Source organism: Vreelandella hamiltonii, from assembly GCF_014651775.1.
GTDB lineage: Bacteria > Pseudomonadota > Gammaproteobacteria > Pseudomonadales > Halomonadaceae > Vreelandella > Vreelandella hamiltonii.
The window spans coordinates 151,475-177,988 of sequence record NZ_BMXN01000004.1; the positions used below are offsets into that span (position 1 = coordinate 151,475).

Genomic DNA, 26,514 nt, shown 5'->3' on the forward strand with positions numbered 1-26,514 from the left:
AGGCAACATGGGCTTTATTCCACTAAAGCCCATTCCCGAAAAAGACCGTATGTCGATGATCTTTATCGGGATGGGACAGATAGACGTGCGTGACGGTGCTTTCGTCGTCATTGACGAGGTGAACGGCGAGCGAATGCATATCCCGGTTGGCTCAGTGGCTTGTCTGTTGCTGGAGCCGGGCACCCGGGTTTCGCATGCCGCCATTAAGCTTGCGGCTACGGTAGGTACGCTACTGATTTGGGTAGGCGATGCTGGCGTACGCCTCTATAGTGCTGGGCAACCCGGCGGCGCACGGTCAGACAAATTGCTTTACCAAGCGCAGCTGGCGTTGGATGAAAAGCTGCGTCTTAAAGTGGTACGCAAAATGTTTGAGCTGCGTTTTGGTGAAGAGCCACCTTCTCGTCGCAGCATCGAGCAACTGCGTGGTATGGAAGGCGCAAGGGTGCGCAAAACCTACCAACTATTAGCCAAACAGTACGGCGTTAAATGGAACGGACGCCGTTACGATCCAAAACAGTGGGATGCATCGGATGTCGCTAACCAATGCCTATCCGCAGCAACGGCCTGTTTATATGGGATTACCGAAGCCGCTATTTTGGCCGCAGGCTATGCCCCAGCGATTGGGTATCTGCACACCGGTAAGCCGCTGAGCTTTGTGTACGATATTGCCGACATCGTGAAGTTCGAAACGGTAGTGCCCGCAGCTTTTAGAGTCGCTGCGCGTAATCCGCCTCTGCCGGAAAGAGAAGTTCGTATCGCTTGCCGCGATGCATTCAAGCAGTCTCGCATTCTCCAGCGCTTGATTCCCATGATCGAAGATGTGCTGGCCGCAGGCGAGATTCAGCCCCCACCGCCAGCACCTGATGCTGTGCCACCTGCAATTCCAGAACCACCGTCGGTCGGTGATGCCGGGCACAGGAGCGGATAAATGGCGATGCTCGTAGTGGTTACAGAAGCCGTGCCGCCACGCCTACGTGGCAGGTTAGCAGTGTGGCTTTTAGAGATTAGAGCCGGTGTTTATGTGGGTGATGTAAGCAGGCGCATTCGCGAAATGATCTGGGAGCAGGTCGAAGCGCTAGCTGAAGATGGCAACGTCGCCATGGCCTGGGCAAGCAACCATGAATCGGGGTTTGAATTCCAAACCTACGGTGAAAACCGCCGAGAGCCGATTGATCATGACGGATTGCGTTTGGTGCGTTTTTTACCGCCCCAAGTTAACTAACTGATTTTATTTGCTCTTTAACAATTTGAAGTGGTTAAAAAGTAAGCAAAATAGCTGGTGGAATTTTTATCTGCTATTTTCTTCATGTAGATCAAGTATCTACAACAAGTCCGATCCCCGCACGAGCGGGGATGAACCGGATTCTGGCGTGCTGCTGGAGCTGGCGCTGGCCCGATCCCCGCACGAGCGGGGATGAACCGCAGTTGGCTAGCATGAGGGCGGCGTGATGAATCCGATCCCCGCACGAGCGGGGATGAACCGCCAGCGATGTGCGGATTGACGACCTGATTGACCCGATCCCCGCACGAGCGGGGATGAACCGCGGGGGTCACTGAGGTTCGATACGCTGAGCCGCCGATCCCCGCACGAGCGGGGATGAACCGGCCTTCTTTCCAATCGTCAATGGCGCTCTAGACCGATCCCCGCACGAGCGGGGATGAACCGTGCAGTTAGCCGAGAGCCAATCCAGGCCATGCCCGATCCCCGCACGAGCGGGGATGAACCGCCCTGTAAACGCTCGCACTCGGTGGGCGTTAACCGATCCCCGCACGAGCGGGGATGAACCGGATGGTTGATACTCAAGGCGCTCCTTGATCTGCCGATCCCCGCACGAGCGGGGATGAACCGCACAGGAGCCAAATATGAGTCAGCAGGATCGTCCGATCCCCGCACGAGCGGGGATGAACCGGGTGTTCTGGTGGGAGGTATTCGATTGATGGACCGATCCCCGCACGAGCGGGGATGAACCACACACAGGAAAGCCGCCATGTGGTTTCAAAACCCGATCCCCGCACGAGCGGGGATGAACCGTACGCGTTTGCATCGCGGTTATAGCGCCGCTGCCGATCCCCGCACGAGCGGGGATGAACCGTTTTCAACACCGCTTCCCAGGGCGCAATCATCCCGATCCCCGCACGAGCGGGGATGAACCGCCACGCGCTGGCATGAAACGAATCGGAGGCCTCCGATCCCCGCACGAGCGGGGATGAACCGGCCGCGTCATCGTTCGCTGCACGGAGTTTGAACCGATCCCCGCACGAGCGGGGATGAACCGTCGATTTGGCGAGCTTCGGCTTCGGCCTTCTCCCGATCCCCGCACGAGCGGGGATGAACCGGGCGACAGCGATCACAAACGCAACGGTCGATGCCGATCCCCGCACGAGCGGGGATGAACCGACCGTCGAAATAGCCTAGGCAGGGAACAGAAACCGATCCCCGCACGAGCGGGGATGAACCGGATACGAGCGCCGTCGATCTCGTGCTGCCGGACCGATCCCCGCACGAGCGGGGATGAACCGCGTTCAGCCTCGCCGGGGGCCTTTGCCAGCACCCGATCCCCGCACGAGCGGGGATGAACCGGGCGATACCATCCTGATAGACATGCAGCGCACCCCGATCCCCGCACGAGCGGGGATGAACCGCGCCATGGCGATGCCCGTAGGAAGCAGCATCCCCGATCCCCGCACGAGCGGGGATGAACCGACGGCGTTCGCGCTCAACATTATGCGCGCCTGCCCGATCCCCGCACGAGCGGGGATGAACCGGTTGGCTGGGCGCGGTAGCCCGAGGAGGTTGACCGATCCCCGCACGAGCGGGGATGAACCGCGATTCATAATCGGCCAGTAGCTGAAGGAGGTCCGATCCCCGCACGAGCGGGGATGAACCGCCAGCTTCGTTCCAGCGTTTTTTGCTGATGCCCCGATCCCCGCACGAGCGGGGATGAACCGGCGATGACGCCGGAAGACCGGAAGCGCCTGAACCGATCCCCGCACGAGCGGGGATGAACCGCGTAGCAAGCAGATTAAACGAGCTTAAACGTTCCGATCCCCGCACGAGCGGGGATGAACCGGAATGCTGGCGTTCAACCAGTTCACTCAGGACCCGATCCCCGCACGAGCGGGGATGAACCGCGAAATATTCTGCTTAAAACGTTTGTGCCTCACCCGATCCCCGCACGAGCGGGGATGAACCGTGTAGGTCTGATTCGTCGGTTTGATCGATGTGCCGATCCCCGCACGAGCGGGGATGAACCGACTTCAACCTGTTCGGCGATGGCAACAACTGGCCGATCCCCGCACGAGCGGGGATGAACCGTCACAAGACGAGATGGCGAGACTTGGGCAGAGCCGATCCCCGCACGAGCGGGGATGAACCGGGTGCATTCAACTCCCAGCTTGCGAAAAGCAGCCGATCCCCGCACGAGCGGGGATGAACCGAGCTGGCTGGAGGCCATCCTGTGTGGCTGCCTCCGATCCCCGCACGAGCGGGGATGAACCGCGCGCCAAGGCGGGCATGAAACGTATAGGAGGCCGATCCCCGCACGAGCGGGGATGAACCGCAGGCGGTGGCCCTGGATTTCGTGAACGAGCTCCGATCCCCGCACGAGCGGGGATGAACCGCTGCACTTCGCCGTGCCGATACTGCGCTGGGACCGATCCCCGCACGAGCGGGGATGAACCGCGATCATCTGAAGCTCATCCGGGAGGCATTCACCGATCCCCGCACGAGCGGGGATGAACCGCGTCGGCCATCGTGACCGTGATCGATGATGTACCGATCCCCGCACGAGCGGGGATGAACCGGTCGACATGGAAGCCGATGGCGCCATGGCCCGCCGATCCCCGCACGAGCGGGGATGAACCGGCCAAATTGACCTGTGACCAGCGCAGGCCAAACCGATCCCCGCACGAGCGGGGATGAACCGCGATGAGGCTGCCGACCACTTTGGTAATGGTGCCGATCCCCGCACGAGCGGGGATGAACCGTGAATAGTTCGCCCTTTGGGTAGCTCCACCCGCCGATCCCCGCACGAGCGGGGATGAACCGCATGATCGCTACCGGCGAGTGGGTAGGCACTGCCGATCCCCGCACGAGCGGGGATGAACCGCCTAAGCGCCCGCCTCGGCACCATCGCCGAACCCGATCCCCGCACGAGCGGGGATGAACCGGCGCTTGGCGTAGATGTCTCCGATCAGCATGTCCGATCCCCGCACGAGCGGGGATGAACCGCGTCGAGACATTGACCAGCGCCTGGCTGACCGCCGATCCCCGCACGAGCGGGGATGAACCGGCGGTTACCAGCACCCACCTCAGAATCAGCAGCCGATCCCCGCACGAGCGGGGATGAACCGTAGGGGAACGTTATAATAGGGACACCAGCGACCCGATCCCCGCACGAGCGGGGATGAACCGTCCTTCTTTTTACTATCTTTTCTTTAATAAATCCGATCCCCGCACGAGCGGGGATGAACCGAGGCAGTCATGAAACTCACGTTTGCAGCAAAACCGATCCCCGCACGAGCGGGGATGAACCGGTGGGCAATGCCAGCCGGAAGCTAGTCTTGATCCGATCCCCGCACGAGCGGGGATGAACCGCGGGCCGCCAACGATGCCAACGGTGGGCGCTCCCGATCCCCGCACGAGCGGGGATGAACCGCCGAAAAATACGGACTGATCGAGGAGAACAATCCGATCCCCGCACGAGCGGGGATGAACCGATGGCGGAGAGCAGGGCGCGGCGTTCGACGTTCCGATCCCCGCACGAGCGGGGATGAACCGCCTACTACACCAGTCCCGGCCTATTGCCCACGCCGATCCCCGCACGAGCGGGGAAAACCGGGCACCAGCATGGAGGGCGTGGGCATCTATGACCGATCTCCGCTTAGGATATAGTTCATGTGTGCGAGGTTTTGCAGTGAGAATCAGCTTTTCTACCTGTCGTTATTACATGGAGCCTAGCCGATATTTTGCTTACACTTCTTCAGGTAATGCGAGAGACCAATATTCGCCTGGTGTGTCCTGTGAAAACAGATGAGGCATTTGGGGATGGCGAGCCAACCTCGCATTACGCCTCCTTCTTGGGAAGGTGCAGCTTTCCATCGAAGTGCATGGCTGGCTGACCGATGTAAGCTGACACCTTTTCTAAAGATCTAATGCACTAGCCTAGTGTGCTTAACCCCCCGCCCCAACAGGTCGCCCGAGCGGGGGCCGTGGTTACTCTTTTTCGTCCTCTTCTTCCTCTTCCCAGTGTTCCATGGCGCGTTTGTCGTCGGGTAGGCGCACGATGTCGCCGATGACGATTTTCTGGTGTGATTTGAAGCGGTGGCCGTGTTCGTCGAGGATGGCGGCGACGCTGCCGATGCTGACGGCGTCGTCGTCGCGGTAGGCTTCTACTTTGACGCGTACGATGCGGCCCTGGTAGCGGGCGGAAAGGATAGCGCCGGGGTAGGGGGAGGTGTGGTCAGGGTCGTTCTTGAAGTACTCCACCACGCTCGCGCTGCCGGGGTCGTCCCATTCAATATGTTTATGCATAGGAAGGCTTCCTTTCGTGTGTCCAGAAAAAGGGTTCCTTTTCAGTGTAGTTTGCGTTGGTAGAAGTCAACCAATGTTCGTGGACACCGTGGGCTGGGCCGCTTAACTTAACCGTTTACGAACCAGGGAGCGGAGCGCCCATGCACTTATACCATGCGCTGTTCGAGCAGTCGGCGACCCCGCTGTTTGTGATGATGTGCGATGGCCAGGCGTGCGTTCAGGGCAATGCTGCTTTTCGGCGTGTGGCCGGTTGGCAAGCCATGGGCTCGGAAGCGGCCTTGGGGCGCTGTTTTCCATTGGATGGGGCGAGCGTGCTGGACACTATTCGCCGCTGTGACGAACAGCAGCAGCCATGCGCGTTGAATGTCCGGTGGGGGGAGTCGGGGCGGGCGTGGCAACTGCAGCTTTCGCCCGTGCGCGATGGGAGCCAGCGAGCGGTGTATGGCGAACTGAGCCAATTGATGCTGCCGTTTGGCGAGTCGCTGGATGATCTGCTCTCGCAGCTGCCGGGGTTCGTCTACCAGCTGCATCTCTCCTTGGAGGGGGCGTGGCGCTACACCTACGTGGGCCAGCGGGTCACGGAGCTGTTTGGTGCCACCGTGGAAGAGGTGCTGGCAGATGCCCAAACGTTGTTGGCCAACATTCATCCCAGTGACCGCGATACGGTGATTGAAGGTTCACTGCAAAGTGCGCGCTCCTTGACGCCCTGGCGAAGTGAGTTTCGCATGTTTCGTCGCGATGGCGAGATGCTTTGGGTCGAGGCCCATGATCGTCCTCGCCGCCAGCCCGATGGCAGCCTGCTATGGACAGGCTATGCCAACGACATTACCCAGCGTAAGGCGCTGGAGGCCGCGCTGCGCTCCAGCGAGCAGCGTTTTCGCCAGCTGGTCGAGCAGGCCAACGACATCATCTACACGCTGAATGCCGAAGGCACGCTGACCTATGTGTCGCCGAACTGGCCGCGCATTCTGGGCCATGAGGTCGAGGAGGTGCTGGGGCAGAACATGAGCTTCGTGCTGCACCCGGAAGACCTGGAAGCCTGCCAGCGGTATATCGAAAAGGTTTACCGCACCGGGGCGCCCCAGGGGTTGATCGAGTACCGGGTGCAGCACGCCAACGGCGAGTGGCGCTGGCACTTTACCAACGGGGCACCGCTGCTGGACGAGCAGGGGCAGGTGATGAGCTTTCTGGGGATTTCCCATGATGTGACGCCACGCCGAGAGATGGAGCAAAAAGTGCTGCATCTGGCCCAGCACGACACCTTGACCGACTTGCCCAATCGGTCGCTGTTCTTCAGCCACTTGAGTAGTGCCATCGCCCAGTCCAAACGATGCGATACACCGCTGGCGCTCCTGTTCATCGACCTGGATGATTTCAAACCCATCAACGACCGTTTTGGTCATGGCGTCGGAGACCAGTTGCTGCAGGCCGTGGCCCAGCGCCTCCGGCAGCGGCTGCGCGGGGGCGACCATGTGGGGCGCATAGGGGGCGATGAGTTCGTGGCCATGCTGAGTGGGCCTGTGGGTGCCGAAGAGGCCCTGAGGGTGGCAGACCAGCTGTGCCAGGCGCTGGCGGTGCCGTTCACGCTGTCGGTGGGGGAGGTCCATGTCTCGGCCAGTATTGGAGTGGCGCTGTTGCCCCTGCACGCTGCTGAAGAGTCCACGCTGATCCATTGCGCCGACCAGGCGATGTATCAGGCAAAGGCGCAGGGGCGTAACCAGGCGGTGCTCTATGCGCCCGTTTCGCCAGGTGCTTCGTGACCCACGTACTGGAACAGGAAGTTGAGCGCGGCGGGCAGGCTGGCCCGCCATACACGCCAAGTGTGCCCACCGGGGTACAGGTCTAGCCGCACCAGCTCTGGCTGAATGCGTTCCATGGCCTGGCGTAGCTGGCGAGCGTGGTATTCGGCGTCGTATACGTCGCTGCGCCCGGCGCTGATGTAGAGCGGCACGGGCGGAGTGTCACCCTGTTCGGCGGCGGGGCGCGGTGTGACCTGAAGGCGATAGTGTTCCAGGTGCGCGGGGTAATTGAGCTGCTCCCACAGTGCCTGGTCGAACTGGCCCCGTTCATCCAGAAAGGTGGGGTGGCGGTGCGCCGAGGAGTTGCTGGGCGGCGTGGGCACGTAGCTGGCCGGGCTCAGCGCGGCGGCGGCAGCAAACATTTCGGGGTGTTCCAGCGCGAAGTTGAGCGCGCCGTAGCCGCCTGCCGAAAGCCCGGCCACCCCTCGCTGCTCACGAGTGGTGCCCACGTGGTAGTGGGCTTCGATGTGAGGCATCAGGTCGTTGAAAAAGGCGCTGCGGGCGGGTTCGTTATGACCATCTACCCACCAGCTGCGGCTGCCTGGCATCACGAATACGGCGGGGGGAATATGCCCTGCCTGAATCAGCCGGTCTGCCACTTGTGGCAGGTTACCCCGAGTGGCCCAGTCCAGCTCGTTACCAAACGAACCGTGCAACAGGTAGATCACGGGGTAGGGTGTTGTCGCCTGGCTGTCATAGCCATCGGGTAAATAAAGCGTATAAGGGTAATCGTAGCCCAGCGTGGGGGAGTAGAACTGGTCGCGCACCACCTCGCCTGCCAGTGCGACGTTGCTCAACACCAGCCAGCCAAAGAGTCCGGCCAAGCGTCCAGCCAGCAGAGCAATGCGTTGCAAGGCAGTTCTTCTGATCACGGGGCCTCCGGAATTTACGGGCATTTACAAGGTCGGACAACAGGCGGCTCGCGGGTGTTCACTCTCGACCGCTGTTAACAGGATAGCGGCTAGGCGGTGCGCTGGGGGAAAACCGGGAGGCTGGATGCAGAAAATCGAGGAAATCTACTGGCTTCGTGCTTACGGCTGCATTGCCGTTTTTTTGTTTCATTGGCTGGACCATTTGAACCAGCGGGTAGATAACCTGGCCACCGACCTCATGCGGATTCCCCTGGTGTTGGGCACCCCCGTGTTCCTGTTCATCTCGATATTCGTTTTCGCCGTGCGTTACGACAAGCAGGTCCCGCCGGGCTTTCTGCTCCAGCGGGTCAAGTACGTCATGCTGCCTTACCTGATGTATGGCTTCATCTATTCGACGGCAGAGTGGTGGCGGTTGTCGGGCAGCGACGATGCCGTGGGCTTCCTGGCCAATGCGCGCAGCTACTTCATCTATGCGGGCTGGCACGGGTATTTCTTGATCATCGCCATGCAGTTCTATGCGGCGTATTGGGCATTTACCCGCTGGCAGCTGTGGCGGGTGAATCCGGTGCCCTGGCTGTGGGTGGCGTGTGTGGTCAGCATGGCCTACTGGGGGCTGGCGTACTGGTTCCAGGTAGAACCCCCAGGCTACTTGCTGTGGATCGCACCCCTGGGGTGGGTGTATCTCTTCTTTCTGGCGCTGGTGCTGGTGCGCTATTACCCGCTGGCGCCTCGTGCCGTGCTGCAGGAGCGCCCCGTGTGGCTGCAAACGCTGTCGCAGTCCCGTTGGCTATGGGGATGGGTGGCGCTGATCGTGATGGCCACCTTTGCTCATTGGCTGGCGTTCTCTTCCAAGGAAGTCTGGGTCATTCCCTTTTTCGTGCTGTTCGTGCTGGTGACCATGCGCCGCTTGAAGGGGCGCCGAGCGCCTGGCTGGGTGCGCTACATCAATGCCTACTCTTTCGGTATTTACCTGGCCCACCCGATGTTTTTTGCCATTACCGATACCTTGGTCGGCGTGGAAACGCTGCCGCTGGTGCTTTACGCACTGCTCTTGATCGTGGTGGCCAGCGTGGGCTCGGTGCTGTTGAACAAGGCGGTGAACACCACCACCTGGGGCGCCATGCTATTTGGCAAACGCCTGAAAGTATGAGGTTGGCGTTAGGTAAGCCTCGCTGGGGCCGTTCAGATGCCTTGTGCATTGGGGAAGGCGTTGAAGAGTGATGAAGGGATGAGGGCGACGATCAGTGTGGGGGTGTTTCGGTAGAAAAGCGTGCTTTCAACGCGCTCAGTGGCGAGCCTCGCGGCAACCCCAGTGCTTGCCCGCTGAGGGTCTTCAGGCGGGTGGGGCAGGCATGCAGGCGCTGGAGCAGGTCGGTCATTGCCGTGACCTCCAGCTCGGGGTCGAAGCCTCCCAGGCGCTCCAGCCAGGTTCGGCTGATGGCCATGTAAGGGGGCAATGCGGCGTTAGGGCCACGTAGCTGCTGCCACAGGCGTTCTGGCAACCGAGGCGTCATCGCGCTGATGATCAGCGCATCCAGCGTTTGCGTATCCAGCTCGGGGTACAGCAGGGGCCATAGCTGTGCAGGCAGTACCTGTTTGTGCATGGCCACCAGCAGCCATTCTGCTTGGCTGACATACGCCGCCTGATTCAGGCGAGCGCCCAGTTTCTTCTCTGGGGTGACGAGGCAGTGGGCGTGGAAACGATGCTCCAGGGTCGCGAAGCGCTCATCCAGAAACGCGGCGGTCACGATCACGGGCACGAGATGCTCGGCCAGGCCAGATTGACGAATGGAGCGCAGGTGGCGAGGAAGCCAGGCTCCCGCCACGGAAGCATCGACGATAAAGCAAACCGTACCCATGAAAGCGGCTTCCTTTGTAGTAACAACTTTCCGTTTGTAATTTATTGTAGGCATTGGTTTCTTTTCGTAGCAAGGAGAAATGGTGGAGAAAAGAATAAAAATAGACTGCCTTGCTATGCACTGATTTTGTGCAATAAGGGAATTTTTTGTATTTTTTTGGTGCATATTGAGCTTGAGACGTGCTCCATGCAGTAGCGTAGTGGGTAAATGCTACATCAGGAGGCATCGGAGAAAATGATTTTTGCTTTTTGAATCATGCTGTTATTTTTTTAAAAGCCATATTGGTGCAAAGTTGGCATGCTACGTGCTTATATTTCGTGACAGCTTCGTAGGCAGTTTCATGAACAGTTTCATGGGCCGTTTGTCAGTCGCTAGCAGGCCATAGGCAGAAGCCGCTTGGCGTGCTACAACGATAGCCGGTCTGAAATGATCGCTGGGCGATTTGTTATCCATGGTCAAGCAAACGTAAAGCGAACAAAAAAGACAAACGCGCCACGTGCCAAGGCATGTAGACGATTTGTTGAATAACACTTTTATCGATAGCTTATTGTTTCAAGCTCTAAGCCACGCTCATACCGGAGGACACTATGTCAGCCAAGACTCTTGCGCTAATCGAAGAACATGACGTTAAGTGGGTAGACCTGCGTTTCACCGACACACGCGGTAAAGAGCAGCACGTGACCGTGCCTGCGCGTGACGTGAACGAAGAGTTTTTTGAAAACGGCCAGATGTTCGATGGTTCTTCCATCAATGGCTGGAAAGGCATCAACGAGTCTGACATGATCCTGCGTCCGGAAGACGGCACCGGCTTCCTGGACCCCTTCACCGAAGACGCTACCCTGATCCTGCGTTGCGACATCATCGAGCCTGCCACCATGCAGGGCTATGACCGTGACCCGCGTTCCATCGCCAAGCGCGCCGAGGCCTACCTCGAGTCCACTGGCCTGGGTGACACTGCGTTCTTCGGCCCCGAGCCCGAATTCTTCATCTTCGACGAAGTGCACTGGAAGTCCGACATTCAAGGCTCCATGTACAAGATCACTTCCGACGAAGGCGCCTGGGCCACCGATAGCAAGGTCGAGACTGGCAACCTGGGTCACCGTCCGCGCCTCAAGGGTGGCTACTTCCCGGTTCCGCCGGTCGACAGCTTCCACGATATCCGTGGTGCCATGTGTAACACCCTGGAAGCGATTGGCCAGACCGTCGAAGTACACCACCACGAAGTGGCCAACGCCGGTCAGAACGAAATCGGCGTGAAGTTCAACACGCTGGTGAAGAAGGCCGACGAAGTTCAGGAAATGAAGTACGTGATCCACAACGTGGCGCACGCTTACGGCAAGACCGCTACCTTCATGCCGAAGCCGCTGGTAGGCGACAACGGTTCTGGTATGCACGTACACCAGTCGTTCTGGAAAGATGGTCAGAACCAGTTCGCGGGCGATGAGTACGCTGGCCTGTCTGAAATGGCTCTGTACTACATCGGCGGTATCATCAAGCACGCCCGTGCTCTGAACGCCTTCACCAACGCTTCTACCAACTCGTACAAGCGTCTGGTGCCGGGCTTCGAAGCGCCGGTCATGCTGGCCTACAGTGCTCGTAACCGCTCTGCGTCTATCCGTATTCCTTACACTGCGAGCCCGAAAGGCAAGCGTGTAGAGGCTCGCTTCCCTGATCCGACCGCCAACCCCTACCTGGCGTTCGCAGCGATGCTGATGGCGGGTATCGACGGTATCAAGAACAAGATCCACCCAGGCGATGCCATGGACAAGAACCTGTACGACCTGCCGCCAGAAGAAGGCAAGGCCGTACCGACAGTGGCCAACAGCCTGGATCAAGCGCTGGAAGCACTCGATGCTGACCGTGCGTTCCTGACCGAAGGTGGCGTGTTCACCGACGATATGATCGACGCCTACATCGAACTGAAGATGGAAGACGTCGAGCGTATCCGCATGACGACTCACCCGATCGAGTTCGACATGTACTACAGCTGCTAAGCTGATGGCATGACTGCTAAGATCACCCTTGCGGTGTGACGAGCCATGGGCAGAATAGGTGAGGAGGCGGCGTGGTGAGCAAGCGGTGTGTTGCATGGTCAGTCCTATTATCCACAGGGGTTTTCGTGGCTGCCTGCCTGTGGGTAAGCGCTGCCCAGGCGCAAACGGTGTACCGCATCGTCGATGCCCAGGGCAACGTCACGTTTACCGATAACCCCGAGCGCGGAGGCGAAGTGCTGCGGCTGGCGCCCTTGCCCAGCTTGCCTGCCGCCACCCGCCCAGCCGCGCCTTCGGCGGCACGGCCTTTGGGGCGTCCGGGCCAGCCGTTCATGCCTTATGACCGGTTCGTCATCGTTGCCCCCGCGCCAGGGGCGTCGCTGCGCGGTGGCATGACGCCCGTGGAGGTCAGCGTTTCCCCGGCGCTGCGCGAGGACCACCAGATCCAGCTGCTCGTCAACGGCGAGCTTAGCCAATCTCCTCTGCACAGCGATGCTTTTTGGCTGGCAGGCCTGCCCCCAGGGCAGCATCGTTTGCAGGCAGAGCTGCTGGACAGCCAGGGGCGTATCCAGCATCGCACCGATCAGGTGACGATTTTTATCGCCGATTAATGCAATGCACTATAATGGTGCATCAGGCTGGCTAAATCTCCCTGCCCGTGCGCTATAAATGCCCGAGCGGCATCGGCAGGCTGCCCCCAAGCCGTGCATGGCGTCGTTTTGGGTAACTTGGCGCGCTTTTTGCACTTCCTCAGCTAAATCTCTAACGCAACGGTTAGCGACGCTTCAGGACACGCCATGTATCAGCGCTTATTGGAACACCTCACCACGGCGGTACTGCTGCTGGACGGCGAACTTCGGGTTCGCTGGATGAATCCGGCCGCCGAGGCGCTGTTGGCGGTGAGCTTCAGCCGCGTACAAGGCATCAGTCTGGATACCTTGCTGGGCGGCGATGAGAGTATCGATGACGTGCTGGCCAAGGCACGCGATGCGTTTCACCCTTACACCCAACGCGAAGCGCGTATTACGCCGCTCAACAGTGAACCCTTGACGGTGGATTACACCGTGACGCCGCTGTCTGCCGAAGAGCTGCTGCTGGAGGTAGAGCCCCGCGACCGGCTGATGCAGATTTCCCGAGAAGAAGCGCTGACCACCCGCCAGGAAACCATCAAGGTACTGGCCCGCGGGCTGGCCCATGAGGTGAAAAACCCCTTGGGCGGTATCCGCGGTGCGGCGCAGCTGCTGGAGCGCGACCTGGACGACCCGGCCTTGCGGGAGTTTACCCACATCATCGTCGAGGAAGTGGATCGTCTGCGCGATCTGGTGGACTCCATGCTGGGCCCCAATCGCATCATCAAGCATGAGCCGGTGAACATTCACAAAGTGCTGGAACGCGTGCGTGCGCTATTGCTGGCCGAGCACCCGCAGGTCACCGTTCATCGCGATTACGACCCCAGCTTGCCCGACCTCTCTGGCGACGAGTCGCAGATGATTCAGGCGGTCTTGAACGTGGCCCGCAACGCGGTACAGGCCATGAGCGAAGCCGACACGCCGTCCCCCACGCTGACCCTGCGCACCCGTGCCCGCCGCCAATTCACCCTGGGGGCCGAGCGTCATCGGCTGGTCAGCGAGGTGGGTGTCATCGATAACGGCCCCGGCATTCCCGATGCGCTTCGCGAAACGCTCTTCTACCCCATGGTGTCAGGTCGCGCGGAAGGTAGCGGCCTGGGACTGTCGATTGCTCAGTCAATTTTGCACCAACATCAAGGATTGATCGAATGCGATTCCCGACCCGGACACACCGAATTTCGTTTACTGATTCCATTGGTTATTAATTTACCGGAGATGCGTCATGACTGAGGCGACACGTACCGATGTTGCACGGGTGGTTATCGTCGATGATGACCGCGCTATCCGCTGGGTGCTGGAGCGCGCGCTGGCGCAACCCGACCTGGATGTAGAGTGTATCGAGCGGGCGGATACGGCGCTGGCTCGGCTGCTGGAAAACCCGCCGGACGTGCTGGTCACCGATATTCGCATGCCAGGCATCGACGGTTTGGACCTGATGTCCCGCGTGCGTGCCGCCCATCCCGATTTACCCGTCATTGTCATGACCGCCCACTCGGATCTGGATAGCGCGGTGGCTTCTTACCAAGGGGGCGCTTTCGAGTACCTGCCCAAGCCCTTTGATGTCGACGAAGCGCTGGCGCTGGTGCGGCGCGCGGTGGCCCATGCCCGCGAGCGGCAGCGGCCGGTCAGCGTACCGGAAGGGCTGAGCGCCGAGATCATCGGCGAAGCGCCTGCCATGCAGGAGGTGTTTCGCGCCATCGGGCGCTTGTCGCACTCTCATATCACGGTCTTGATCAATGGGGAGTCGGGCACCGGTAAAGAGCGGGTGGCCCAGGCGCTGCATCAGCACAGCCCGCGTTCCGGCAAGCCGTTCATTGCCCTCAATATGGCGGCGATTCCTCGTGACCTGATCGAATCGGAGCTGTTTGGCCATGAGAAAGGCGCGTTTACCGGCGCCGCCCAGCAGCGCCAGGGGCGTTTCGAGCAGGCCAACGGCGGTACGCTGTTTCTGGATGAAATTGGCGACATGCCCGCCGAGACGCAAACGCGCCTGCTGCGGGTACTGGCCGATGGCGAGTTTTACCGAGTCGGCGGCCATACGCCGGTCAAGGTGGATGTGCGCATCATTGCTGCCACCCACCAGAACCTGGAATCCCTGGTGGATGAAGGGCGTTTTCGTGAGGATCTGTTCCACCGTCTGAACGTGATTCGGGTGCACCTGCCGCGCCTGGCCGAGCGCCGTGAAGACATCCCCCGCCTGACTCGCCATTTCTTGGCGGAGGCGGCCAAGGAGCTATCCACCGACATCAAGGTACTGACCACCGAGGCAGAGGCCCATCTGACTCGGCTGCCGTGGCCGGGCAACGTTCGCCAGCTGGAAAATATCTGCCGTTGGCTCACCGTGATGGCGTCTGGCAGGGAGATCCTGATCGAGGACCTGCCGCCTGAGCTGCGCTCGGTCAGCGCGCCGGAAGGGGGCGCTTACGGTGATTGGCGTTCGGCCTTCCGGGATTGGGCCGACCACGCCCTGGCCGAAGGGCATACGCACCTGCTGGAAGAAGCAGTGCCGGACTTCGAGCGCATCCTGATCGAAACCGCCCTGAAGCACACCGGGGGGCGCAAGGGGGAAGCGGCCGAGCTGCTGGGCTGGGGGCGCAATACCTTGACGCGCAAGCTCAAGACGCTGCTGCCTGCGCTTGCCGACGAATAGGCAGTTGATCGCCGTAGGCTCGGCGATCCCGGCTCGGAACCACTAAAAAGCCCGCTGACACGGTCAGCGGGCTTTTTCATGCCATCCTGTTCACGGCATGCGGGGCAGTTTAGTCGTCTGCGCCCGGTACGCCGCCCAACTCTTCGATCAGCGCCTTGTAGCTTTCGGTCTGCTCGGTGAGGGTCTGGGTGACGTCTTCTTCCGACAGGTACACCACCGGCATCAGAATGCGCTCTTCGGTGATCTCGATGAAGCGCTCATCCTGGGTAGCGGCTTCCAGTGCTTCTGCCAGGCGCTCTACGTGGGCATCCGGAGTGTTGTTGGGCACCATGACCACGCGAATTTCAGCCGGGTTGATGTCATAACCGGCTTCCTGCAGGCTGGGCGCATCCGGGAAGGCTACCAGACGGTCTTCTGCCAGGCTCAGCAGTACCGGCATTTCACCCGTTTCTGCGTAGCCGGAGTGGGTGCCACCGCTGTAGGCGAAGTCGACGTCGCCAGAAAGAATCAGCGGTGCCATGCCAGCGCCGCCCGCTGTGGGCACGATGCGCAGGTCAAGACCTTCCTGCTGGGCAATGTACTCGATGATCATGCGATCCAGGGCGGTCTGCGTGGCATAGCTGGTGCCGGGGTTTTCACGGGCATACTCCACCAGCGACTCCCAGCTGTCACCAAAGGGGCGGTTCTCGCCGGTCACGATGGCCGACTGGCCCAGCGTCACGCCCGCCACGTAGCGGAAGTCGTCCAGCTGGTAGGCGGTTTCCGTGGCCAACGGGCCGTAGGTGATGGTCATGGAGGTGCCAAAGGCAAAGGTGTAGCCTTCGTCGTTATTGTTGGCCAGGCGAGTCAAGGCCACGCCACCGCCAGCACCCGGCTGGTTGACCACGTTCACCGGCTGGCCCAGCTCTTCTTCCAGTACGTTGGCCAGCACGCGGGCTTGAATGTCGGTGCTGCCGCCTGCGCCAAAGCCGACGACCATGGTCAGCGGCTTGCTGGGGAAGTCATTGGCCTGGGCGGTGCCAGCGGCTAGGGTCAGCGCTGCCGAAACGATGGCGGTGGTCAGAAGATGCTTTTTCATGGTGGTTTCCTCGATGGTTTTTTCTTGGTAGTGAAGGTTGCTCGGTATTAGCCGTGTTGCCGACGCAGCCGGTACTGGCGATAGCTGCTCCACAGCAGGTGCAGTACCAGCAGGCCAGTGGCGACCACAAACGTCAGCGCGATGGGGCGCTGCATGAGAATGCCGATGTCGCCCCCGGAAAGAATGACCGACTGGCGCAGGTTCATCTCCAGCATGGGCGTGACGATGAAAGCGACCAGAAAGGTCACGAAGGAGTAGTCATGCTTCTTCAGGAAATAGCCGAAGATCGCGAAACCAAACACGGTCAGCAGGCCAAACGTGCCGTAGCCCTGCACTTGAATGCCGGCCAGGCAGAGAAAGATCACCACGGGGATGACGATGTTCTGCGGCACATCCGTGACGCGGGCAAAGATACGCAGCCCGTACCAGCCTACGGCCAGCATGATCAGGCTAGCGACCACCATGCCGGCAAAAATGGTGAACAGCATCTGGGGGTGGTCGCGCAGCATCAGCGGGCCGACCTGAATACCGTGGATCATGAAAGCACCCACCAGTAGCGCTGCCGACACGCTGCCGGGAATACCCAGCCCGAACAGCGGAATGTAGCTGGCGGGAATGACGGCGTTGTCGGCGGCCTCGGCGGCGGCAATGCCATTGGGGTTGCCCTTGCCGAAGCTATCCGGGTCTTTGGCGCCGCGTTTGGCGAGCCCGTACGCCATGAACGAGCCTACCGATGGCCCCAGACCCGGCAGCGCGCCCACGAAAGCCCCGACGCCGGTGCTTTTAAAGATGGTCGGCAAGGTGCTTTTAAACTCTTTAAAGGAGAGGTCGTCTTCGGGGTTATGGCCAAGCTTGACGGAGCTGGCGCCTTTATTACGCCGATAAGCTTCCAGTTGTACGAACATTTCGGAGAGGGCCAGAGTTCCGATGACCAAAGGGAGAATGGGCACGCCTTCCATCAGCTCCGCGTAGCCAAACGTAAAGCGCATGGCGCCGGTTTCCGGGTCTAACCCGACGGTTCCTAAAATAACGCCCATGCCTCCGGCGGCCATGCCCTTTAAAAAAGAGCCTCCGGCCATCCCGGCAATGAAGACCAGTGCAAAAATGAGAATGGCAGCCAGTTCATAAGGGCCAAACTTGAGAGCAATCGAGGCAAAGGGAATGACCACGACGATCAGCAGCAGTGTCGAAAGCAGGTCGCCGACCACCGATGCCAAGAGCCCTACCTTGAGCGCCTTGCGCGGCTGGCCATTGCTGGCCATGGGGTAGCCATCCAGGCAGGTGGCTGCAGAAGAGGGCTCGCCTGGGGTGTTGAGCAAAATGGCAGAGACGGCGCTGCCCGCCGCCGTGCCCTTTGAAAGGCCAATCAAAAAGGCGATGGCGGCATAGGCCGACATGTAGAAAGTGAGCGGTATGGCAATGGCAATGGCGACCGAACGGTTCAAGCCAGGAATGACGCCCACGATATAGCCCAGTAAAACGCCCCCTAGAATGACACTGATGGAGTGCAGTGTTAAGGCATCGCCAAAGGCACTGGTAATGGCACTGAGTTCTGGCATGTTAAACAATTCCTATGCGCATGAGTTGCACGGTCAGTAAATAAAGCGCAGCCGTAGGAATCGCGGCGGAAAGTGCAATGACATACCAGCGCCGTTCACCCAATAGTGCAACGAGAAAGCCGATGATAAAAGGCGCAAGCCACGTTAAAGGAATAAAGTTGGCCAATATGATAAAAAGTAATACATATAAGAAAGGCCAAACTTGATGCCACAAGTCAATAAGTGATAAACGGTTGAAGAGAGGGGCGTGTTGTTGTTTCAAGCGAATAAGACTGATGACCATGAGCGTGGCGGCACACAGCAGCATGACCCAGGCGCCCAGCGTCGCCAAACGCTGTGGATGCATGCCAAACGCCATGCCCGAGCCACCGTAGCGTGGAATCAACCAGACCAGCAGCCAGCAGGCAACCAGGGTCACTCCGAGTCCAGACCACACGTTTCTTCGCTGTAATTGAGAGTCAGGTGTCATGGGGCGGTATCGGCAGATGAAGAAGCGTTCTACCGTATGAGCGGCCGTCATTGTAATCAATTGGTAATACAGGTCTGATTAAACGGGACAGTCAACGCTTTTATGAGTAAGGAATGGTAAGCGGGAAGAGCAAGCGGGGAGAGTAAGCGCGCAGCATGATATCGAAGCGCTGCGTGATCGTGAATCGAGATATAAAGGGTCATGGCAGCGGCAACAAGTTTAAATGCTATTAGTTAGCTAATAAACGTTATGAGCGTGATGTGTGTTGAGTCACGGGCCGTTAGCTGCCGGTGATGATGTGGTCAACGGGGTGGGCACAATGAAGATCGCATCGCTCAAGGTGGGGTCGGGAAGCGCGCACTCCTCCAGCTCCCAGGGCAAGAGACTGAGCGTATCTTGAATGCCCAGTCCTTCCAATTGGTGCGCTACGCCATGGCCATGCACGACATGCCCAAGGCCCATCAGGCCTACGGCCAGAGTGCTCTCTTGGGTAGCGTCTGCCAGCCCCTGCGCCATGGCAATGTCCCAACTGAGCTGCGCTCGAATGAAGCGTTCCAGCATGTCGGGGTTGTCTTGCCCCATGGCATGCTGGTCGAAGACCTCCTCCAGGTAAGTCTGGTAGGCGTCATTGGCAGGTCGCGGGGCAGGTATACCGTAACGCTGCTCTGGTGGAATGTGGCCGCTCTCTTCGCTGGTCAGCCGCTGGCGTAAGGCAGGAGTAATGTTGAGCGCCTTCAGTGGAATGCGGTTCAAGCGTGCAAAGTGAAGGATGGGCCAGTAAAGCTCAGGATCGAACCCCCAGGCTTCCTGCCACTCGCTCTGCTCCAGAAACTCCTCTTCGGATAGCTCTCCCGCCACCCAGCGCTCCAGTACCGGCTGCGCTTCTCTGGGCAGCATCTCCAGGCCAATCACCATGTCGCTCTCATGGGCGTACAGGCCTGCCAGGGTGTGCAATTGCCAGCGGTGGTGTTCCATGGCGTCGTGCCGTTCCCCGAGCAGCACGACTGACCGCTGCGCTGCCAAGCCGAGTACCTCATTGGGCGTCGCGGGCTGACCCGATTGCCACCAGCGACCCTGAAGCTGGCATGCTTCTGTTGCCTGTGCCTGTGCCTGTGCCTGTGCCTGTGTCTGTGCCGCTATGCCCAAGGCCAGCATCAGGCAGCTCGCGCCCTTTGGCAAACGACCCACGGGTTAGTGGCCTTCTGCCTTCAAACGGTTGATCTCTTCCAAAAGCGCTTCGGCTTCGGCGGTCAGGGTGGCATTGGCACGCATGTCGCCGTTGCGCGACGCCTGCATGGCCTCGGTGAGCTTGCGTTCGTAGGCCTGTTGAAGTTTCTTCTTGGGGTCGCGCTTGAAGAGTCCGAACATGAGCTGCCTCCTATCGTGTGTATATTATTTGTATAGGTTTTGGGGGCTCATGTCGAGGTTTTGACAAGCAAAGCATTTAACAAGCAGAACAATAGGAGAGGATGCATCACGCTGCACACGTGGCCAGAAACCGCGTGAAATCCGCCAAGATGACATCCAGGCTTTGGTGCAGCCGATGGTCGTCATCCACCATGCGCAGCGAGAGCCGCTGGCGCTGGGCGTGCTCGATGACCGGGCCTGGCAGCACCACGTCGTCCTGCCAACCATGGATCACATGGGTGTGTCGGGCCTGAATGAAAGGGGAGGTTTCCGGGTAGCGGGGCATGCCGAGTGCGGGAGCCAACAGGAAGCAGCCCAGCATGGGCGTCTCGGCACTCAGTGCCGCACTGATCCAGCCGCCCAGGCTAGACCCTGCCAGAATGCATCGGGATGGGTCGTCGCCTCGGGCATTCAGCGTCTCACGCAGGTGGCTCAAGCGTGCCGCCGGCTCGCTCATGCCGCGATAATCCATGACCACGGGCTCGCAGTCATCCACGTGTTCCGCGACGCCTTTCAGCGCTTGTATCTTCAGGGCGCCTGGGCCGCTCTCCAAGCCGTGGGAAAGAAAGACCGTCATCATCATGGGGTTATTCCGCCGAGCGCTGAATGGCGGCGCCACCCCGCTCGATATCCTGACCCATGCCACGAACCGTATTACATCCGCTGATGACCAGCAGGGTCGACATCAAGAGTATGCCAAGCAGCATGGAGCGTTTCATGAGCGTGTCCTCAGTGGGGCCCATCCCCGAGAGTGGGGCATTCGATGTATAACATAAGCGTTAACGAGAGGGCTCGCCACTGGTCGTTCTGACTGTGTGACACAAACGGCGTTGGCAGGCTAAAAATGCGCTAGACGCATTTGTCTCATGTGTCAGTTTTATACAGGTTTCGAGTCGTCGGTGGGCTGGATTGGCATAGCAGGGTGGTTTATTTATTTTCATATGTATTTGTTTTTTGTTTACTTTTCTATTTTTTAAAAGTTTTGGCCTGGCTGATGCATTATCATGGTCAGTAGCATGAACTGCCTCGGGTTCACAGGGAGTGACCCCTTTCTTTATCGACAGTGTGGGCAGGCTAACAGGCAGTCAAGGAGGGCAGGACGCCCAGAAAGCATCAAGGACGTGTAGGGACATCGAGCCTGCTCACTCTTGCCAGCACCTGGATGTGCTGGCCATCAAGGCCAAGGATCGGCAGCGATGCAAAACAGCCATCTCGCGTTTGTGGGATGGTTTTTTTGCGTTATTTTTGTTTTCTCAAGTAACTGATTTTAGATAATTTTACAAATCCATCCCTGCGTCTGTACAGTAATGGTACAGATGGGCGCAGTGTTTTGGTCTATCCTGTCGTGTAGACCAAATTTCAGCGGTGAGAAGACGTCAACGCAACGGCCGCACACTGACAGGGACACGCGTTATGGCGATGGTATTGATGTTATGCATGTTCGTGCTCTTCTTGGGGTTTTCGGGGGTAGGCCTGTATATGGCGTTCAAGACGTCATTTTCAGGGGGCCTGGAAGAGCGTGACGACATGCCACCTGATATGTAAGTCCTCCCTTGCAAGACATCCGTCCCAATGCAAAACGCCCGCTATTGCGGGCGTTTTGCTATCCGATGTTTACTTGCCTTGCCATCGACCCTTGCCATCGACCCTTGCCACGGTCGGGCACCATCCTGCCAAAGTAGAGCAATCCGAATGCCAGCCAACCGACGGTCAGTATGGCGGTCAATCCCAGCACGGCGGGTGCGCCAAACTGGGCAATCAGCGGTAACGCGGCGGCGGTGAACAGGCCGCCCCCCACCACGGGTTCGAACATCAGCTGTTTGTAGCCAAAACTCTCCAGTGCGCCGGACTTGTTCTTGGGGTCTGCCATGCGCATCAGCAACAGCCCGGTGACGGTCACCCCCATGGATTGGCCGAAGTCACCAATACCGCGTTCGAACCAGTTCTCGGGGATCACGCGAGGGGCGATCACGATCAGCACGAACAAGCCCCAGGCAATCCCGGCCAGTGCCAGCAGCAGGAACGGGATGAAGTAATCACCCAGCGTGGTCAGCGAAAGCGTCGCGAGGGCGGCCACGATGGTGAAATCCAGCGCGGTGCCCGCAATACGTGACATGGTGCGGGTGGATACGTGCCGTTCCAGCCTAAAGCGCATGACACATAGCTGTACGATCACCCCGCCAATCATGGCAATGGGAAACAGCGGCACGTGGGCGAGTATTTCCAGCCCGCCGTCGCGTGCCCAGGTCATCTGCTCTACCCACTGCAGGCCTGTCAGCAGCAGCCAGCCAATCACGATGGCGATGCCCACCAGCCCGATATGCAGGCTCAATGGGTCGGTGGTGCCTGCTTCTTGTGCCAGATCCTTCTTGAATTCGCTGAACTCTTCTGTAGAGGGGCGTTCGTCTTCACGCAGGCTTTCATCCGGCTGGTCTTCTTCACGGGTGGGTTTGACCACGCCTCTGCGTGCCGCGATGTTGATCATCACCGTGCCGATCAACACCCCCGAAACGATGCCGACGGTGGCCAGGCCCAGCGCCAGGTCGGCGCCTTCCTCAAAGCCGAGGTCGGCGAAGGTGTCGGCCATGCCTGCGGCGGTGCCGTGCCCGCCTTCGAAACCGATTTCAATCAGTGCCCCCACCATGGGGTTCATGTTGAACATGGGAACCAGTACCAGCAAAGCAAGGCTGAGACCTACCACATACTGGCCCCACGCCATGGTCTGGCCCACCACGACCTGCGGCCCTGCACGTAACCAGATGGTGCGCAGCCCAGGGATGGCCTTGCCGATGAACAGGGCAGCAAAGACGACGTTGATCAGCAGCCCAGGCAGCGCCGACCAGCTCTCCTGGACGTAAGCGGGGAACAACCCGGGGCTTTCTTCGAACAGTGTGGGCATGAAGCGCCCGATGACATCGGGGCCAAGCAACAGCAGGAGCAGCCCGCCAATCACCGAACTGGGAAGAAACAGGCGGCGCAGCCAGGGTAGCCAAAGGCGCAGCGCATTGCTGACCAGCAGCACCAGCGCAATGAGCACCAGCGCGATAAACAGTTCACCTACGGTCATGGTCATCTCATCGCTCCTTGATGATCCGAAAAGGGTAATGAGATAAACGTAGTGCCAATCAAATGAAAGCGCTATGGCGTTCAGGCGTCGAACAGCGCCTAGCCCATCCAGTAAAGGCTCAGTAACGCAAACCCGTAGCCCATGGCAGCACCGGCCAACACGTCACTGGCATAGTGCAGGCCCAGGCCTACTCTTGAAATCGAGATGATCAAGGCAAGCGGTAACACGATCGGTAGCAGCCAGGGCGTGTGGCTGGCCACCAGGACGCTGAACATCACGGCATGCATGGTATGACCACTGGGAAAACTGTAGCGGTCTCGGGCAGGTTCGCCGCAGTGGACGCCCCCCAGGTAGGTGATGAAAGGGCGTTCGCGACACAGCCGAGTTTTCACCAGCTTATAGACCAGAATCGCCAGCAGCGCGATCAGTGAGTATTGCCACATGCGCCATAGGCCGTCCGCTTGCAGCCACGGCTGAGCTGCAATCAGTAGTACCCAAACGGGCCAATCACCCAGTTTGCTGGCCGTCTGGAGCGTCAGACGCCAGGGGCGGTAAAGCGAGAGATGCGTCACGCGCTGGCAAAAGCGCCACTCCCACAGGTCAAGACGATCGAATACGACAAGCGGGCGAGCTCGCATGGCGGGCCTCCTGGGCATGGTGCAGGTAACGTAGAAATTGCTCGGCAATGCCCGACCAGCTCTGTTCCAGTGCGCGCAGGCGGGCGACTCTTCCTAGTCGTGCGTAATCGGCAGGGTGCTGGCACAGCGTGACCGCTGCGTGTTGAAAGCCCAGCGCATCGTCGGTCGCCACGGTGATGCCGTTATGACCACTGTGAATCAGTTCTGCGCTGGCTGCGTGGCGAAACGCCACGACTGCCAGGCCGCTGGCCATGGCTTCGGTCACTACGTTGCCCCAGGTTTCGGACAGCGAGGGAAACACGAACATGTCGGCGCTGGCGTAGTGGCGGGCCAGCGAGTGCTTGTCCACAAATCCGGTGAAGTGGGCTTCTGGCAAGGCTTTTTGCAGCTGGCTGCGGGCCGGGCCGTCGCCCACGATGACCTGCGCCATATCGGGGCGAGCGCTGCGCATGGCTTGCAGCGTTTCCTGCAGGAGCGAAAGGTTCTTCTCGGGTGCCAGGCGCCCCACGTACAGGGCCACCGGTTGATGCTCGCTGACCCCCCACTGCTGACGCAGCGCGAGGTCGCGGTGGGCAGGGGAGAAGCGCTCGCCGTCGATGCCCCGGGAAAGCACCTGCACGTCTTTGATGCCATCCTGGCGCAGCGCCACGGCTTGCTGCTGGGTAGGCACCAGGGTGAGGGCGCAGCCATTGTGGAAATAGCGCAAATAGCGTCGTGTCGCTTTGGCCAGCCAGGCAACGCCATAATCTTGGCAGTAATGGTCGAAGTTGGTATGCCAACCGGCCACCAGCGTCAATTCCAGGCGCTGGGCTGCCTGGCGGGCCGCCCAGCCCAAGGGGCCCTGGGTTGCCAGATAGACGACGTCCGGGCGGTATTGCTGCCAAAAGCGCTGAAGCTTCCCAGGGCGGGCAAAGCCTACCTGAACGTCGGTATAGTTAGGCAGTGCAAACCGCTTGACCTGAAGTTCCTGGGTGGCGCACGCAGCGCTACCAGGTTGACGCGGCGCCGGGCGTATCACGTCCACTGTGATGCCCAGCAACAGCAGTTCACGACACAGCCGGTTCAGCGTGTGCGCGACGCCGTTGATTTCCGGTGACCATGTTTCGCTGACGATACAGAGTCGCATGAGCGATTCATCCCTTTATCACGTTTAGCGCCATGGTGAGGCCCAACAGTGACACCGAGGCGACAGCCAGGTGAACAAGCGATGACACGCAATGTGCCCTGTCTTGTGCCGCAGGAAGCAAGTATCGTTACATATACCAGGAAAGTGACTTGACCCTGACGAAAGGAACCCAGTCCATGACCTCACGACACTTTGTTACTCCATGCGCCATTGCGGGTGCACTCATGATCTCGTCATCGGCCGTGATGGCCGACGAGACCTTTACCCTGACGATCTATCACACCAACGACCTGCATGGCCGCACGGATGCTTACCCGGCCCTGGTGGCCACCTTGAACGAGGCCCGGGAGGCCTATGGCGAGGGGTTGCTGCTGGATGCGGGGGATATCTTCTCCGGGACGCTCTACTTCAACGAATTTCAGGGCCAGGACGCGCTGACCTTCATGAACCTGATGGGCTACGACGCGTTCGTGCCGGGGAATCATGAGTTCGACCTGGGTGACCCTGAGACCGGTCATCAGGCGTTGGCGGCGTTCTTTGCAGGGGCAGACTTCCCCATTTTAGGCGCCAACCTGGACTTTTCGGCGTCTCCCGAGTTTGCCGAGCGCCTCGGGGAGAGCATCACGGCCGACCCCCAGGCGGGGTATCTCTATGACGGCATGATCCTCGAACATCAGGGGGAGCGTATCGGGATCTTCGGATTGAGCACCCAGGATAGCGACGCCATCTCCAGCCCGGGCCAGGTCACCATTGGTGAGTACCGTCAGGCGGCCGAAGCGATGGTCGAGGCGCTCGAAGCGCAGGGAGTCAACAAGATCATCGCGCTCACGCATCTGGGCTACGACAGCGACCCCCGCGTCGGTAACGACCTGCTGCTGGCAGAGCAGGTCGAGGGGATCGACGTCATCATCGGGGGTCATAGCCATACGCGGGTCGCCCCGCCTGCGCTGCTGACCGAGCACTGGCCAGCGCCCACCGCGGTAGGGCAGGCAGGTGAGTATGGCCAGCACCTGGGAGTCATGCAGGTGACCTTCGATGCCGATGGCGTGGTCCAGGAGGTCAGCGGTGAGCTGCTGGCCACCGACGAGCGCACGCCGGATGCGGCTGCGCTGGCGCGCTTGGCGCCCTATACCGAGGCCATCGAAGCACTGCGTGACGAACAGGTAGGTGCGAAGGCGATTCTGGCGCTGCCCAACCCTCGTCATGGCCAGGGCGATGCGCTGAGCGTACGCGCCAACGAAACGGCGCTGGGCAACCTGATTGCCGACGGTCAGCTCCATGCAGCGCGCAAGGTGGTACCGGACACCCTCATGGCGCTACAGAACAGCGGCGGTATTCGTGCAGCGCTGCCACAAGGGGATATCACCGTGGGTGACCTGATCGCCGTGCAGCCGTTCGGTAACCGTTTGACGCTGCTGGAAGTCACTGGTGCCGAGCTGCTGGAAACCTTCGAAATTGCGCTGACCAATGCGCCGGACGAAAGCGGTGGCTTCCTGCAGGTGTCCGAAGGCACGCGGCTCACCTACGACAGCCGTCAGCCCGCAGGCGAGCGTCTCATCAGCCTAGAGGTGAACCGCGAAGGTGCCATGCAGGCGATCGATCCGGACAAGACCTATACCGTGGCCACCAACAACTTCACAGCGGCTGGTGGCGATGGTCACACGGCACTGGGGGCGGCCCACGACGATGGCCGCCATACCATCGTGGGCCATACCGATTGGGAGATGTTGCGTGATCATGTGGTGTCTCGTGGCGAGGTGTTCTATCAGCCCGAGGGTCGCATTGTGGATATTGCCCAGGACGAATAGTCACTTCATCGCCCTGGGCAAGCGGCAGG

General features: G+C 59.9%; 22 protein-coding genes and 1 CRISPR repeat array. Of the genes, 9 read left to right on the plus strand and 13 right to left on the minus strand.

The window, feature by feature from the left end; all coding sequences use genetic code 11:
* Window positions 1-7: 7 nt before the first annotated feature.
* Window positions 8-928 carry a type I-E CRISPR-associated endonuclease Cas1e gene (cas1e, locus tag IE091_RS05320; RefSeq protein WP_016915819.1) on the plus strand — a complete coding sequence of 307 codons (921 nt, stop codon included), beginning with the start codon at window positions 8-10 and terminating at the stop codon, window positions 926-928.
* The gene (gene cas2e, locus IE091_RS05325) at window positions 929-1,222 is read left to right on the plus strand and encodes a type I-E CRISPR-associated endoribonuclease Cas2e (protein ID WP_016915820.1); all 294 of its coding nucleotides are present in this window, start codon (window positions 929-931) and stop codon (window positions 1,220-1,222) included.
* 110 nt (window positions 1,223-1,332) lie between these two features.
* A CRISPR array of direct repeats spans window positions 1,333-4,841; the repeat unit is 29 nt; unit sequence CCGATCCCCGCACGAGCGGGGATGAACCG.
* Between the two features lie 374 nt (window positions 4,842-5,215).
* Here cas2e and IE091_RS05330 read toward each other — a convergent pair.
* Window positions 5,216-5,533: a hypothetical protein gene (locus IE091_RS05330; RefSeq protein ID WP_039183279.1), complete on the minus strand. Its 318-nt coding sequence runs from the start codon at window positions 5,531-5,533 to the stop codon at window positions 5,216-5,218.
* A gap of 140 nt (window positions 5,534-5,673) precedes the next feature.
* Here IE091_RS05330 and IE091_RS05335 point away from each other — a divergent pair, with 140 nt between their 5' ends.
* Entirely contained in the window at window positions 5,674-7,293 is a 1,620-nt protein-coding gene (locus IE091_RS05335; RefSeq protein ID WP_189462982.1) for a sensor domain-containing diguanylate cyclase, read from the plus strand.
* Here the strand turns inward: IE091_RS05335 and IE091_RS05340 are convergent.
* Window positions 7,263-8,204 carry an alpha/beta hydrolase gene (locus IE091_RS05340; protein ID WP_422822517.1) on the minus strand — a complete coding sequence of 314 codons (942 nt, stop codon included), beginning with the start codon at window positions 8,202-8,204 and terminating at the stop codon, window positions 7,263-7,265. The two genes, IE091_RS05335 and IE091_RS05340, sit on opposite strands and share 31 nt — an antisense overlap.
* 124 nt (window positions 8,205-8,328) lie before the next feature.
* On the opposite strand from IE091_RS05340, the gene IE091_RS05345 reads away from it, so the two are divergent.
* On the plus strand, window positions 8,329-9,354 hold the full coding sequence (locus IE091_RS05345) for an acyltransferase family protein (protein ID WP_189462983.1): 1,026 nt from the start codon (window positions 8,329-8,331) through the stop codon (window positions 9,352-9,354).
* Between the two features lie 91 nt (window positions 9,355-9,445).
* Here the strand turns inward: IE091_RS05345 and IE091_RS05350 are convergent, their stop codons facing one another.
* The gene (locus IE091_RS05350) at window positions 9,446-10,063 is read right to left on the minus strand and encodes a hypothetical protein (protein WP_039183272.1); all 618 of its coding nucleotides are present in this window, start codon (window positions 10,061-10,063) and stop codon (window positions 9,446-9,448) included.
* A 587-nt stretch (window positions 10,064-10,650) separates the two neighbouring features.
* Between IE091_RS05350 and glnA the strand changes: the two genes are divergently transcribed.
* The 4 genes from glnA to ntrC all read left to right on the plus strand — a co-directional run bounded on the left by glnA (window position 10,651) and on the right by ntrC (window position 15,333).
* Entirely contained in the window at window positions 10,651-12,057 is a 1,407-nt protein-coding gene (gene glnA, locus IE091_RS05355; protein WP_189462984.1) for a glutamate--ammonia ligase, read from the plus strand.
* 125 nt (window positions 12,058-12,182) lie between these two features.
* Window positions 12,183-12,665: a DUF4124 domain-containing protein gene (locus tag IE091_RS05360; RefSeq protein ID WP_096921621.1), complete on the plus strand. Its 483-nt coding sequence runs from the start codon at window positions 12,183-12,185 to the stop codon at window positions 12,663-12,665.
* Between the two features lie 186 nt (window positions 12,666-12,851).
* Window positions 12,852-13,913: a nitrogen regulation protein NR(II) gene (gene glnL / locus IE091_RS05365; RefSeq protein ID WP_039183267.1), complete on the plus strand. Its 1,062-nt coding sequence runs from the start codon at window positions 12,852-12,854 to the stop codon at window positions 13,911-13,913.
* The gene (ntrC, locus tag IE091_RS05370; RefSeq protein WP_016915831.1) at window positions 13,906-15,333 is read left to right on the plus strand and encodes a nitrogen regulation protein NR(I); all 1,428 of its coding nucleotides are present in this window, start codon (window positions 13,906-13,908) and stop codon (window positions 15,331-15,333) included. Before glnL ends, ntrC begins: the two co-directional genes overlap by 8 nt.
* A gap of 109 nt (window positions 15,334-15,442) precedes the next feature.
* Here ntrC and IE091_RS05375 read toward each other — a convergent pair whose 3' ends face one another.
* The 10 genes from IE091_RS05375 to IE091_RS05420 form a co-directional block, all read right to left on the minus strand.
* Window positions 15,443-16,411, minus strand: a complete 969-nt coding sequence (locus IE091_RS05375) for a tripartite tricarboxylate transporter substrate binding protein (RefSeq protein ID WP_039183263.1) — start codon at window positions 16,409-16,411, stop codon at window positions 15,443-15,445.
* 47 nt (window positions 16,412-16,458) lie between these two features.
* Entirely contained in the window at window positions 16,459-17,970 is a 1,512-nt protein-coding gene (locus IE091_RS05380; protein WP_189462985.1) for a tripartite tricarboxylate transporter permease, read from the minus strand.
* A gap of 1 nt (window position 17,971) precedes the next feature.
* On the minus strand, window positions 17,972-18,388 hold the full coding sequence (locus tag IE091_RS05385) for a hypothetical protein (RefSeq protein WP_229800761.1): 417 nt from the start codon (window positions 18,386-18,388) through the stop codon (window positions 17,972-17,974).
* A 321-nt stretch (window positions 18,389-18,709) separates the two neighbouring features.
* Complete coding sequence (locus tag IE091_RS05390; RefSeq protein ID WP_229800762.1) at window positions 18,710-19,627, minus strand: ChaN family lipoprotein; 918 nt, start codon at window positions 19,625-19,627, stop codon at window positions 18,710-18,712.
* Window positions 19,628-19,630: 3 nt separating this feature from the next.
* Window positions 19,631-19,807, minus strand: a complete 177-nt coding sequence (locus IE091_RS05395) for a DUF6435 family protein (RefSeq protein WP_144984375.1) — start codon at window positions 19,805-19,807, stop codon at window positions 19,631-19,633.
* Window positions 19,808-19,913: 106 nt separating this feature from the next.
* Window positions 19,914-20,426: a YqiA/YcfP family alpha/beta fold hydrolase gene (locus IE091_RS05400; RefSeq protein ID WP_096923352.1), complete on the minus strand. Its 513-nt coding sequence runs from the start codon at window positions 20,424-20,426 to the stop codon at window positions 19,914-19,916.
* Between the two features lie 7 nt (window positions 20,427-20,433).
* Window positions 20,434-20,565 carry an entericidin A/B family lipoprotein gene (locus IE091_RS05405; RefSeq protein WP_016915839.1) on the minus strand — a complete coding sequence of 44 codons (132 nt, stop codon included), beginning with the start codon at window positions 20,563-20,565 and terminating at the stop codon, window positions 20,434-20,436.
* An 884-nt stretch (window positions 20,566-21,449) separates the two neighbouring features.
* Window positions 21,450-22,919: a sodium/glutamate symporter gene (locus IE091_RS05410; RefSeq protein ID WP_189462986.1), complete on the minus strand. Its 1,470-nt coding sequence runs from the start codon at window positions 22,917-22,919 to the stop codon at window positions 21,450-21,452.
* A gap of 92 nt (window positions 22,920-23,011) precedes the next feature.
* On the minus strand, window positions 23,012-23,551 hold the full coding sequence (locus tag IE091_RS05415; RefSeq protein ID WP_189462987.1) for a phosphatase PAP2 family protein: 540 nt from the start codon (window positions 23,549-23,551) through the stop codon (window positions 23,012-23,014).
* On the minus strand, window positions 23,514-24,677 hold the full coding sequence (locus IE091_RS05420) for a glycosyltransferase family 4 protein (protein WP_189462988.1): 1,164 nt from the start codon (window positions 24,675-24,677) through the stop codon (window positions 23,514-23,516). The genes IE091_RS05415 and IE091_RS05420 overlap by 38 nt, the downstream gene beginning before the upstream one ends.
* A 224-nt stretch (window positions 24,678-24,901) precedes the next feature.
* Between IE091_RS05420 and IE091_RS05425 the strand changes: the two genes are divergently transcribed.
* Window positions 24,902-26,485 carry a bifunctional metallophosphatase/5'-nucleotidase gene (locus IE091_RS05425; RefSeq protein ID WP_189462989.1) on the plus strand — a complete coding sequence of 528 codons (1,584 nt, stop codon included), beginning with the start codon at window positions 24,902-24,904 and terminating at the stop codon, window positions 26,483-26,485.
* Window positions 26,486-26,514 lie beyond the last annotated feature (29 nt).

Coding starts and splice junctions, on each gene's coding strand:
- cas1e (WP_016915819.1), top strand. CDS start 8: ATGGGCTTTATTCCACTAAAGCCCATTCCCGAAAAAGACCGTATGTCG.
- cas2e (WP_016915820.1), top strand. CDS start 929: ATGGCGATGCTCGTAGTGGTTACAGAAGCCGTGCCGCCACGCCTACGT.
- IE091_RS05330 (WP_039183279.1), bottom strand. CDS start 5,533: ATGCATAAACATATTGAATGGGACGACCCCGGCAGCGCGAGCGTGGTG.
- IE091_RS05335 (WP_189462982.1), top strand. CDS start 5,674: ATGCACTTATACCATGCGCTGTTCGAGCAGTCGGCGACCCCGCTGTTT.
- IE091_RS05345 (WP_189462983.1), top strand. CDS start 8,329: ATGCAGAAAATCGAGGAAATCTACTGGCTTCGTGCTTACGGCTGCATT.
- IE091_RS05350 (WP_039183272.1), bottom strand. CDS start 10,063: ATGGGTACGGTTTGCTTTATCGTCGATGCTTCCGTGGCGGGAGCCTGG.
- glnA (WP_189462984.1), top strand. CDS start 10,651: ATGTCAGCCAAGACTCTTGCGCTAATCGAAGAACATGACGTTAAGTGG.
- glnL (WP_039183267.1), top strand. CDS start 12,852: ATGTATCAGCGCTTATTGGAACACCTCACCACGGCGGTACTGCTGCTG.
- ntrC (WP_016915831.1), top strand. CDS start 13,906: ATGACTGAGGCGACACGTACCGATGTTGCACGGGTGGTTATCGTCGAT.
- IE091_RS05375 (WP_039183263.1), bottom strand. CDS start 16,411: ATGAAAAAGCATCTTCTGACCACCGCCATCGTTTCGGCAGCGCTGACC.
- IE091_RS05380 (WP_189462985.1), bottom strand. CDS start 17,970: ATGCCAGAACTCAGTGCCATTACCAGTGCCTTTGGCGATGCCTTAACA.
- IE091_RS05395 (WP_144984375.1), bottom strand. CDS start 19,807: ATGTTCGGACTCTTCAAGCGCGACCCCAAGAAGAAACTTCAACAGGCC.
- IE091_RS05400 (WP_096923352.1), bottom strand. CDS start 20,426: ATGATGACGGTCTTTCTTTCCCACGGCTTGGAGAGCGGCCCAGGCGCC.
- IE091_RS05405 (WP_016915839.1), bottom strand. CDS start 20,565: ATGAAACGCTCCATGCTGCTTGGCATACTCTTGATGTCGACCCTGCTG.
- IE091_RS05410 (WP_189462986.1), bottom strand. CDS start 22,919: ATGACCATGACCGTAGGTGAACTGTTTATCGCGCTGGTGCTCATTGCG.
- IE091_RS05415 (WP_189462987.1), bottom strand. CDS start 23,551: ATGCGAGCTCGCCCGCTTGTCGTATTCGATCGTCTTGACCTGTGGGAG.
- IE091_RS05420 (WP_189462988.1), bottom strand. CDS start 24,677: ATGCGACTCTGTATCGTCAGCGAAACATGGTCACCGGAAATCAACGGC.
- IE091_RS05425 (WP_189462989.1), top strand. CDS start 24,902: ATGATCTCGTCATCGGCCGTGATGGCCGACGAGACCTTTACCCTGACG.